Genomic DNA, 10496 nt, shown 5'->3' with positions numbered 1-10496 from the left:
TCGTACGCAGGTGAGGGTGTCGACGCGGCAACACACTTGGTCATCGACTTCAGCTGAAACACAAAATCGACCGCCATCTCCTGTGTTACATGTGAATCGCCAATCAACACGATCTTATTTGATGAACCAACTTTCAAATGCGACGCAAAAGATTGAGCAACACATTTGTCCCAATGAATAGCCCACACTCCATGGGATATGCGGCAGCAGCGATTGATGCGTAGGCGAAGAAGAAAACGAAACACGCGGGACTCAATTTTCGACGCCTACTGATCGAATACCATCCTGGGAAAATGGGCGAACGACACGGCGGCGGAGCGGAAGGACTTCGACAGGCAGTTGCCGCTTGCCTGCCCGTTTGCGTACGCGGTTGACTTCGCGAAGAATCATCAGCATTTGCCTACGCACCGGTGCGTAGGGTGCGACCGGTATCTCGTACAATTGAACGGCAAGTCGCGGGAGGCTTTGGCGTAGCGCCTGTTCGGCAAACCACGCTCGGAGATCGAGGTATCGCTGGCGGTCGATTTCAACGTGTGAGTGCCATTTTTCGTCATTGCTGCCGTCTTTTTTCCGACCGCCGGGTTTGTAGCTGATAGAGTAACCAGCGTATCGAATCGGTACGCGTCGGATATCTCGGATCAAATTTGCCTCCTGATCGAAGAAGCAATGATCGCCTTTGGTGGCCATTAAAACGAACGTTCGTTCGTGGCGGATGAATTGTAGATTTGATCGTCCCACTTTTTTGCGTCGGGCGCGAGTCGATTCGCTGACGTCGATTCCGTATTTTGCGATTAGCTTCTCGTCGATTGCCTCAGGTTGTTTTCCCTTCGGCACGTTCCCCTTCACGTAGAACCAATAGCCGTGCCGCAAATAGCAACAGGCGATCTGTTGGACGAATCCTTCCACTGATGTTGTCACCGCTCGATATGGCATCTAAGCCTCCATGCTCCGAATTACTAGCAAGCAAAAAGTGGAACCTGTTTTGCGACCAAATTGGTGCGCGCGGCACAGGTTCCAAGAGCCGCTCCCATCGAAAAACGCTAGCGAGAATGCTGGGGCGCCTGTACTGCGCAAAGACCAAGCAGATCAAAGCACAGACAGCAGAAATACCCCGTCAGAGTTGAATGCCGGCGCGGCACTACATTCATGTATTGTGCCACGCCAATGCATACAACCCTTCACGCAAACAACCTCCCGGCAGAACCACTGAAGTGCGGACGCACGTCGGGTACTGCCGTAAAGTCATCGCCACAGAACACCAGTGCTCCCGCACAAGTCTTGTGTGACCGCTTGCGTCCTTCCAAGAAATGCCGACTGAATTCGTTTCGGTCGACAACACAAAATCATCAGCAGATTTCAGCGAAGTGCCGGCATCGCACAGAAGCAGATCGCAATTGCGACTGCTTCGGTACGAGTGCCAAACACCAACCGCATAAGCTGCCCGTCAGTCCTTTCGTCGTGGCAAAGTTCTCGGCACCACCCGATCACGCCAACGAGACTGCACTGCCTTGCACAGCCATCGCTCAAGTCGCACAGAAAGCTCCCGCTGACTGGCTTCTCGACTTCTAATCAGACCACACTCCCACTCTACGGCGTTTGAATCACTCGGCGAACCACTGCCAAGCACCGGTAACCGTCCGGCTGCCATAGAGCTTCCTGCGTTAGCTATTCTCTTCACCTTGCGGATCACGTCGCTATCCCGTGTGACCGGGAGGGAATTTGGCTGTATGTCCAGTTCGCCAGAACCGGCATAGTTTCGATTGCAAGTTGCAATCATTTCTGAGGGGCGAACGTAGAAGCCCCCTCTTACCCACCAACCAAAGTCGTTCGCTGCTCGGCAGCGTCTTCCGCAAAGTTTACCGGCAAGCCCTCGCGGGCCTTTCGTAGTTGAGCTATTCGCCGTCGTTGGATTTGCCAACGATCGCCGCAGTAAGTCGCCTGCGGTTCGGTCGCTGCGCGAAAGACTCCACCTTGACTTGCCATGCTCGATTTCGTTCAGGCCGCCGACGGGCTGAGTGAACTTGCTACTGCTGCAACGTCGGATGCAGCGCAATTCGAGGAACAAAGGATGAGAAAAGATGAAATTACAAAACTAGTGGATTCCGGTCTGGATGAACTGAATGATGCCCTCAAGAAGGGACAGTCAGATCACTTGACTAGGCTTTTTGCGGTCATGGCTCGATTCACGCACTACAGTTTCAACAACTGCTTGCTGATCGCACAACAAAATCCTGATGCAACGCGTGTTTTGGGATTTCACGGCTGGCGAAAGCTGGGCCGGACGGTTCGCAAGGGAGAAAAGGGCATTGGAATCACTGCACCAATTGCCTACCGCAAGGAAAAGACGGATGACCAATCAATGGAAATTCGTGGCTTTCGAGTCGTCCATGTTTTTGACATTGAACAAACCGAGGGTGACGAACTTCCGTCTTTTACGCAACCCACCGGGGACTGCGGCGAATGGCTGGAACGTACAGAACAGTTGATCGTTTCCAAAGACATTGAGCTACGTTACGAAGAGCTAAACCGCGGCTGCTATGGCTACTCAGCAAAAGGCAAGATCGTTATTCAGAGCGATCTATCGGATGCGAAACGCCTTGCCACTCTTCTCCATGAACTAGCCCACGAATTGCTTCATCAACGACAAGTTGACTCGTCCGAATCGCCATCACGAACCATCAGGGAAACTGAAGCCGAAGCGGTCGCTCAACCACCGCAATCACGACCTGTTGCTTTCAGAAGTCTATCTCCGATACCGCGACGTGCTCTCCAACACCGGTGTCCTTTGGGTCGGAGAAGATGCGATGACCTTGGCCGAACGCGGAATTAAGAATCCCGACGCGTTTCTTGTAGGAAACGAAGGCGAAATCGTTCGAGTGATCGAATCGGCTGGCAAGTACTCGATCTCACAACTCGAATCGTTTCACAAGCACTGCGAATCCGAGCAACTCGCTTACGAACTCTGGTAGGGGAAAATCAACATGCACCAAACGAAAATGGAATCACTGCTCTTAGAGCATATCGCCCGCCACACGATTGCGATTGATCGGTACCTGCCGGCGGATAACCGTGAACGCGCTTTGCTGGGATTGGAGCGTCTTCATCGAATGGGCCAAATCAGCCAATGGACACATCAAAGCGGACTTCGTTACTGGACTCGTTCCGCATCGAAACCGTTATCAGACTCTTCGTTGGTGCGTTCGCTTGGTTTCCTCTTGTTCTGCCAACAACCGACACGGCGCCGGCTTACCAGCAGCGATATTGATGAATTCTTTCCCTCTCTGTTCAGGCACGGACTACCAGGCGGACATTACATCGACTGTGAAACAGACTCACCCTGCTTGGGGCGTGCATGTGTTGATACAGGAGCATCAAAGGTCAAACGAATCACCGTACGAGCGGGCGAAATGATCCGCAAGTATCGACAAAGTGAAGCCTTCAATGTGTTGCTAAAAGACAATCGCTTTCAAATCACATGGATCGTTCCAACAACGGCCAAGCAACACCGACTAACCGAAGCATTGGCTCCGCTCGTCTTGACGGGCGTCAACTGCCGCGTTTGCGCCATCCCTGAACTACTCAACGTCCTCGCTCCAATCCCCCAGCGGGTTTGAAAATGACTCTCGGCCCGAGAGCAGAAAAAACAATGGGTAGGTGATCGTCTCCAATTGCTTGGCAAGCCCGGTAAGGGATTGTCAATCAAACGCCGTCTGGAATGAGCCAGCGACGTGAACAGGAGGTTACGTCATGAAAAAGATGACAGATCGCCTTGAAGGAAAGATGACCTCGGTTCGTTGGGTAGCTGAGATCATTTTTGTTCGGAGTGCAGATACGGTTCTGGATGTTCTTAGTGACATCTGGAAGGGACTGCGCTCAGTGATTCGACGAATGAAAAAGCTGTCTCGTTCACACTCCTCGCAGACTGAGTGGTTACTCAGAAGAAGAGGGATGACGTCCGAGCTGCGTTGGATATTCGCGGTATTGCTTGTATGGCCAATGATGCTCATCCGCCTTGCCTTATTTGGCTTGGTGGCCGGGTTGTGGCTCATGCATGCACCACAAGTAGCAATGCAAACGTGGGAAGCCATCGCGAAAGTCGAATCATCACCCAATAAAAAGAGAACGCCGTCGGAGAATCGACCTCAGAAGAGGCTCCGAGACTTCAACGACGTTCGGGCTCGCGTAAGCGAGTTAACGCAGTAACCGGAGCAATGAGGTTCCGGTCTTAACCATACCGCCGGTGGATTCAGGAGGGCCTGTTCCATCGGCTTTCACTAACAGCGTGCATAGCACGCAAGGAGTACGGATGTCAAAAGCACCGATAAAGCGATTCGCAGTAGGGAATGGAATCAAGGCTTCGATTTGGGAGAACCAGTCGAAGAACAATGGTTCGTGGCTTAGCGTCACGATTACCCGAACCTACCGCGAGGGCGAAGAATTCAAAGACACCACGTCGTTTCGACGTGATGACTTGCTGTTCGTCGCCAAAGCGTCCGAATTGGCGTTTACGTGGTGTCTCAAGAAGGCGCAAGCCAGCAAAGAGGCAAAGAGCCGCGAGTAAAGGATGACAAACCGTCGGTGGGTGTAGCCCACCGGCTTCATGGATGTGAACGCAATGAATTCGATTGACGAAATAGGACTCCTTCCAATGGGAAGAATTTTAGTGACCGAGGCTGCAAATTCACGAATTCCGCCAGAGGAAATGCTGATGGCGATTCTGAAACATGGTCGCGGAGAATGGGGTGACATCTCTGACGAAGATCGGGCGGCGAATTCCGTCGCACTCAATCGCAGTCTCCGAGTGGTCTCGCAGTGTCGAGCATCAAACGGGACTCGGTTTTGGATCATCACAGAACATGATCGCTCCCACACAACGATTCTTCTGCCGAACGAGTACTGAATCGCACTATCGGTTTTTGTCGCACAGGTGGCGACCGGGTTGTACCCAAGGTTTTGCCAGGCTGGACTTCCCAGCCTGGCACTTTACGAATTCGCTCTTGCGTGATGGACAACCATCGCGGAGGGGCGAGTTTACAACGGGGAGTTCGTACCCCTCTGTCACACACGGACTTCCCTCCATGCATGGAGAAAAAATGAAAGAGAAAATACGCAGATACCTGCTGGTACGGCTGATGCCCGAGGATTTACTCGACGCAATCAGCGGACTTTACGACCTTCAAACCACATGGCTTGATCGTCGCAAGTACAAGCTACCCGTCCACTGCTATCAAGAAGTTCAAGACGCAAACGAAACTTTGCGTGAATGGATTGATGAAGCAGAACAGGCCGGTTGGCTATCGCCTGAAGAACGATTGGAGCGCGAGTTTGGCGTGAACTAATTCGAGGTATTTGACAGAAACCAAACACGTGTGGAGAGGGTGACAGCTCTCCACACATTTTTCAAATAAGCAAATCCGGAAACCAATGTCAAGCAAAACACATAGACCGTACGCGGTTATCGGCTCCGAGAGCCTGACCTCCTCTCTGTACAAATCTGGCGACGAGTTGGTCGGTTTTCAGTACCGGTTCAACATCACGCGACTCAACGCGAGAACGGGACGTGTCAGTCAATGGTTTGCACCCGCCGACGTGATCGCCCTGGTGAAACTTACCCAGGTCATTGCTTCGGAGCTACAGCATGACGGGTGCATGAATACTTGCCTCCGCGATGAATTACGCGGTGTAGCGGTGCTTCTTGATGAGGCACTGGACAAACTCAAAACCGAATACGATTCCACAGGAGACAAGATTCGATGAGAAGCAAACTGGTGCATGAACTACGCCATGGCCTGCTGGTCGTGCGCGTTCGCAAAACAAAGTCTGGGGACGCAACGCGTCACAAATTGTCAATTCACAGACTCTACCGGAACGGTGACCTTTGGCACGAATCGAGTCGGCTGGGACGAAACGATATTCCATCCGTTCGCTTTCTGCTCGATGAGGCCCACACATGGATCCTGTCGCAAGAAGCGAGCGAGGAAAGCTGTGAGGGAATACGCGAATGATGGATCAACGACCAAGCATCGTGGAGAGCCTTCAACCGTTGGTGGAAACGAATACTCGATTCAGCACAGTCTATGCGGACCCGCCTTGGTCTTACAGCAACAAGGCAGCCAGAGGCGCAGCCGATAACCATTACCGGACGCTTGAACTTGATGTGATCTGCGATGAACCGGTTTCGAAACTTGTGGAGCCGAACGCACATCTTCATCTTTGGACGACGAACGGATTCCTTCGCGAGGCATTCACCGTAATCGATGCGTGGGGATTTCAATTCAAGTCATGTCTTGTTTGGGTCAAGCCACAACTTGGAATGGGGAATTACTGGAGGGTTTCACACGAGTACTTGCTGCTCGGGGTTCGAGGCAGCATGCCATTCGTCGACAAAACCTGCCGTAGTTGGTTGATTCATCCGAGAACGCGGCACAGCAGCAAACCGTTTGCGATCCGACAGCTCATCGAGCGGGTCAGCCCTGGACCGTATCTCGAACTTTATGGTCGCGTCGAGCAACCACGCACCCAGTGGACAGTTTACGGCAACCAAGTGGAACGACGGCTTTTCTAATTCTGGTCATCTCAAATGAAAATTGACGTTCAAAACGAGCAGCCGATCACACTTGCTGAGGTCCCAAAGTACGTACCGAAGCGTGGTGGGAAGAAGGTTCACTACTCAACAGTCTACCGTTGGACGACCAAGGGTGCGCGAGGAAGAGTGCTGGCATCCGTCATGGTTGGAGGAATTCGATACACGACTATCGAGGCAGTTCGTCGCTTCCTTGACGCCAAACCGGCAATGGCCAGCAGAGCGGATTCCTCGCTCGATGATGCAATCGAGGAAGCGCTTCGGGAAGCTGGACTGTGACCGCTGCTTTCGCCAAATCAGCCGACCGCTCGCGCGACCTTTTTGGCCAACTCCAGGTCTCGCTCAGCATAGATCTGCGTTACCTCGGCACTCTCGTGGCCGCAAACTACTTGAGCGGCTTCAATGCCAAATTCTCGACGAACTTGTGTTGCTGATGTATGCCGAAGTCGATTGGGTGCCCACTTCTCAATCTTCAGTTTGTCGCACGCACGATGAATCGCTCTACGGTAACTATCCGTGAAGTATCGATCACGAGGGGTTCGCTTGGGTGTCTTGCGTCGATTCGTCCCCCGACGATTGCCGCAGGATAGCGGGGTCGTGCGAGCGGCTGCTGCCTTCGCACGACGGCGTTCTTCGGATTCGGCCGGGGAGAAACAGAAAGAATTCGCTCTTCGTTCGAGATACGGCTCAAGCAACACCTGGGCTTTCGGGCCGATTGCGATCGCGCGTTCTTTCTCGTGGTGCTCGGTTTTGTGCTCCGATGGCGTGTAAACCCAAACATCGCCGGAACGATCTACGTCACACGGACGAAGACTACAGACTTCCCCAGGACGTGTTCCCGTCAGTCTCTGAAGTCGGACCATATCCGCGACGATTCCAGGGAGGTTTGGAAGCGTCAATTCTACAATTGAATCATCGACACACTTAACGCCGGGTGATTCTCTCGCGGCGCAGCGACCTTTCTTCAGTCCCGCGAGTGAATTCAGTGACAGCGGCACCCCAGGGTCAACCAGCTCTTTGCCCGCCGCCCACTTGAACATGCGAACCAAACGTCCGACCTGTTTGTTGATGTGTTTCCGAGACCAATCAAGGTCGCTAATCATTTTTTCACGTAACGCATCGAGTGCGACGGGGCCAAAGTCATCCAGGAACTCAGTTGCATGGTGTTTTCGCAGGATTCGGATCACGTCATCGATCAGCGTCGCTTCCCGCGTGATCTTTCCGTTTTTCTGGTAATACTGCCGAGCGTGTCGCCGAAACACCAGCGCCAATTCGTTGATCGTGATCGGAGATCCGGCGAACCGCTTTTTACGAAGCGTTGCGGCTGTGATTCCAGACAGTTCTTTTTCGACGGAATCTTTGCTCGGCTCTTCGACCTGAACGGCGTCGCGTTCAGTTTGCCAACGAAGCAGAACTTTTTGGTATTCCGCGTGGCTTTTGGGAGAACCGTGTGGCCCGAGATAAATTCGTTCGCCGTGGAGCGAAACGGTGGCCTGCATGGTGCCTTTGTGGAGGCAATACTTTGGCGGCCGATGATAAAGACGTGGCATGTGCTTGACCCAATGTCAGGAGACAAAAGGGTAAGTGCTAGGGAATTACCCCCTAGCACTACCCTTTAGCAACTGGCTCTGAGCCGCACTGCCGACGATCGGCAGGTAACCTAAACGAAGGTTTCAGCAAGAGTTACAAAAGTTGCGGGAGCCGGATTCGAACCGACGACCTCGAGGTTATGAGCCTCGCGAGCTACCGGGCTGCTCCATCCCGCGGTATGTGAGACGTTGAGTCGGACGCCAAGGTTCAATTTCTGTAGCGAAAATTCGCGAAAAAATCACTTTGTGGCGGCGTCGCAACGATGAAAGGACTATCGGTCACAAATCGAGATTCGTCAAGCGGCTGTTCGCATTGTTGCTGAGATTTTCGTTTTTTGGCCAGCGATTCGCTATGTTGGCGTAGACTGGTACGTTGTGCGCCGGCTCCGCCAAGTCTTTTCAAGTATGAATCTTCCCCCCGATACGACCGCTGCCGATTCGTCGGATGCCATGGATTCCTCGGGGGCGTTCTCTCCCGGCGCAGTCCCGGGGCCGCCTGTTCCGCCTCCTCCCATTGCTCCGCCTCCGGCAGACGCGAACACCACGAACGGCTCGGAAAAGGACTCGGTCCCGCAACCGCCACCGGCTCCTCCCCGAGCAACTTTGCCTCCGGTCCAGCCACCAAGTCCTAACGCTGCTCCTGCACAGCCACCCAGTTCGACCAACGGCGTCGGACCGACCAACGGATCGTTGCCCAGTGCATCTAGGCCAAATGCACCCCAGCCAAATGCACCTCAGCCAGCAAAATCGCGAAAGCCGAAACAGGATGCTCGCGGTGCGAAGGTAGCTGTCGCGGCTCAGCCCGAGATCGCGGAAGTCGTTGCCGTGGAAGTGGCGCCAGCGACGCCGCCCAAATCTCGATGGCGGACGGAAGTTCAAGCTGAACCAAAGGACGAAACCGAACAGGCCCAAGACGACGAGTTGGCTCCCGTCAAACGTTCGGTGCCCGCTTGGTTGGTGAGCATGGTGTTTCACTTGCTCGTGTTGCTGGTGTTGGCGTTGTTGACCACTCCGGTCGGCGAAGGCATCGGCAGCATGGTGCTAGAGTTTGGCGAGGCCACCGAGTCGGAAAACTTTGAGCTGGAGAATTTGAATATCCAAAGTTCGGATTCGATGATGGATTCAACCAGCGACCTGGACAGCGAAGTGGTCGTCGACACTGACATTCAGTCGTTGATGGAGACGATCGAGTTGCCGTCGAAGACGCTGGAGATGGTTCAGGTCGACACTGGTGTTGGTCCGGCGAATGATGCGGTCAAGCCAATGTTTGGCGGTCGATCCGGGGCGATGAAGAGTGCATTGATCGCGGCTTATGGTGGCACGCAAGAAACATTGAACGCGGTCGAACGCGGTTTGCAGTGGCTCGCGAAGAATCAGGAACGATCGGGATCGTGGAGCATGGCGGGACCCTACTCCGACGCCGCTCCGTTCTCTGAAAACCGATGTGCCGCCACGGCCATGGCGATGCTGGCATTTCAAGGCGATGGCAACACGCACCTCGTAGGCCCCTACGCAAAGAACGTCGAACGTGGACTTCGAACGTTGCTGAAGGGACAGCGTCGCGATGGATTTTTGGCGACGAACGTTCGAGGCGATGACCAACAAGCCTACGGACACGCTCAAGCGACGATCGCGTTGTGTGAACTGTTCGCAATGACCGACGACTCTGCCCTGCGTGGTCCGGCTCAAGCGGCCGTCGACTACTGCGTGAACGCTCAGTCAGCGGCGGGCGGTTGGCGCTATCGGCCTCGGTTGGATTCTGATTTGTCGGTGACGGGTTGGTACGTGATGGCTCTCACCAGTGCGCATTCCGCTGGTTTGGAAGTTCCCTCGTCGACATTGCAGATGGCCAACACGTACTTGGACACCGTCCAGATGTACGACGGTTCGGCGTACAGTTATCAACCCAATCGACCAGCCAGTTACGCGATGACTGCGGAAGGGTTGCTGTGCCGGCAGTACCTGGGATGGCCGCAAGACGAAGAAGCGATGACTCAGGGCATCAATGACTTGGTCCATGGCGGAATGTTGGATCCCAACAACCCCAACGTTTACTACTGGTACTACGCAACCCAGGCGATGCACCACTACGGCGGAGAACAGTGGCAAAAATGGAATGGCGTGATGCGAGTCGAGCTGCCTCGATTGCAGCTCAAACGTGGTGCCGAGGCGGGCAGCTGGTCGCCTCAAGCCGATGAGTGGGGCCGCCGGGCAGGACGTCTGTATGTGACCTGCTTGTCGATCTATTGCTTGGAGGTCTACTACCGACACTTGCCTTTGTACGGCAAGCACGGCAAGTGATTCGAGGTCCGCGTCGCATGCCC

General features: G+C 54.0%; 12 protein-coding genes and 1 tRNA gene. 10 read left to right on the top strand and 3 right to left on the bottom strand.

Annotation, left to right across the window (positions count from 1 at the left end; all coding sequences use genetic code 11):
• Nucleotides 1–252: 252 nt before the first annotated feature.
• The gene (locus RE6C_RS12750) at nt 253–933 is read right to left on the bottom strand and encodes a hypothetical protein (protein ID WP_008657091.1); all 681 of its coding nucleotides are present in this window, start codon (nt 931–933) and stop codon (nt 253–255) included.
• Between the two features lie 1048 nt (nt 934–1981).
• Here RE6C_RS12750 and RE6C_RS12740 point away from each other — a divergent pair.
• The 9 genes from RE6C_RS12740 (at nt 1982) to RE6C_RS33490 (ending at nt 6862) form a co-directional block, all read left to right on the top strand.
• The gene (locus RE6C_RS12740; protein WP_008657090.1) at nt 1982–2830 is read left to right on the top strand and encodes an ArdC family protein; all 849 of its coding nucleotides are present in this window, start codon (nt 1982–1984) and stop codon (nt 2828–2830) included.
• On the top strand, nt 2805–2969 hold the full coding sequence (locus RE6C_RS32190; protein ID WP_160167201.1) for a hypothetical protein: 165 nt from the start codon (nt 2805–2807) through the stop codon (nt 2967–2969). Before RE6C_RS12740 ends, RE6C_RS32190 begins: the two co-directional genes overlap by 26 nt.
• A 12-nt stretch (nt 2970–2981) precedes the next feature.
• A complete protein-coding gene (locus tag RE6C_RS12735; RefSeq protein ID WP_039961925.1) occupies nt 2982–3614 on the top strand; it encodes a hypothetical protein in 633 nt (210 codons plus the stop codon).
• A gap of 133 nt (nt 3615–3747) precedes the next feature.
• On the top strand, nt 3748–4203 hold the full coding sequence (locus RE6C_RS12730; protein ID WP_039961924.1) for a hypothetical protein: 456 nt from the start codon (nt 3748–3750) through the stop codon (nt 4201–4203).
• 103 nt (nt 4204–4306) lie between these two features.
• Complete coding sequence (locus tag RE6C_RS12725) at nt 4307–4561, top strand: hypothetical protein (protein ID WP_008657083.1); 255 nt, start codon at nt 4307–4309, stop codon at nt 4559–4561.
• A 532-nt stretch (nt 4562–5093) separates the two neighbouring features.
• Entirely contained in the window at nt 5094–5339 is a 246-nt protein-coding gene (locus RE6C_RS12715) for a hypothetical protein (protein ID WP_236618170.1), read from the top strand.
• Nucleotides 5340–5424: 85 nt separating this feature from the next.
• Nucleotides 5425–5757 carry a hypothetical protein gene (locus RE6C_RS12710; protein ID WP_236618169.1) on the top strand — a complete coding sequence of 111 codons (333 nt, stop codon included), beginning with the start codon at nt 5425–5427 and terminating at the stop codon, nt 5755–5757.
• Between the two features lie 244 nt (nt 5758–6001).
• Nucleotides 6002–6565, top strand: a complete 564-nt coding sequence (locus tag RE6C_RS12700; RefSeq protein WP_008657079.1) for an MT-A70 family methyltransferase — start codon at nt 6002–6004, stop codon at nt 6563–6565.
• A gap of 15 nt (nt 6566–6580) precedes the next feature.
• Nucleotides 6581–6862 (top strand): DUF1580 domain-containing protein, encoded by a 282-nt coding sequence (locus RE6C_RS33490; protein ID WP_039961920.1) that lies wholly within the window; start codon nt 6581–6583, stop codon nt 6860–6862.
• 17 nt (nt 6863–6879) lie between these two features.
• On the opposite strand, the gene RE6C_RS12690 is transcribed toward RE6C_RS33490, so the two are convergent.
• Nucleotides 6880–8133 carry a tyrosine-type recombinase/integrase gene (locus RE6C_RS12690; protein WP_039961919.1) on the bottom strand — a complete coding sequence of 418 codons (1254 nt, stop codon included), beginning with the start codon at nt 8131–8133 and terminating at the stop codon, nt 6880–6882.
• A gap of 142 nt (nt 8134–8275) precedes the next feature.
• Nucleotides 8276–8349: transfer RNA gene (locus RE6C_RS12685), tRNA-Met, on the bottom strand.
• Nucleotides 8350–8577: 228 nt separating this feature from the next.
• On the opposite strand from RE6C_RS12685, the gene RE6C_RS12675 reads away from it, so the two are divergent.
• Nucleotides 8578–10473, top strand: coding sequence for a prenyltransferase/squalene oxidase repeat-containing protein (locus RE6C_RS12675; protein ID WP_236618168.1), 1896 nt, complete (start codon nt 8578–8580; stop codon nt 10471–10473).
• Nucleotides 10474–10496: the final 23 nt, after the last annotated feature.

The sequence above is a fragment of the Rhodopirellula europaea 6C genome, assembly GCF_000338295.1.
GTDB classification, from domain to species: domain Bacteria; phylum Planctomycetota; class Planctomycetia; order Pirellulales; family Pirellulaceae; genus Rhodopirellula; species Rhodopirellula europaea.
This window is presented reverse-complemented; position numbering and strand designations above follow the sequence as displayed.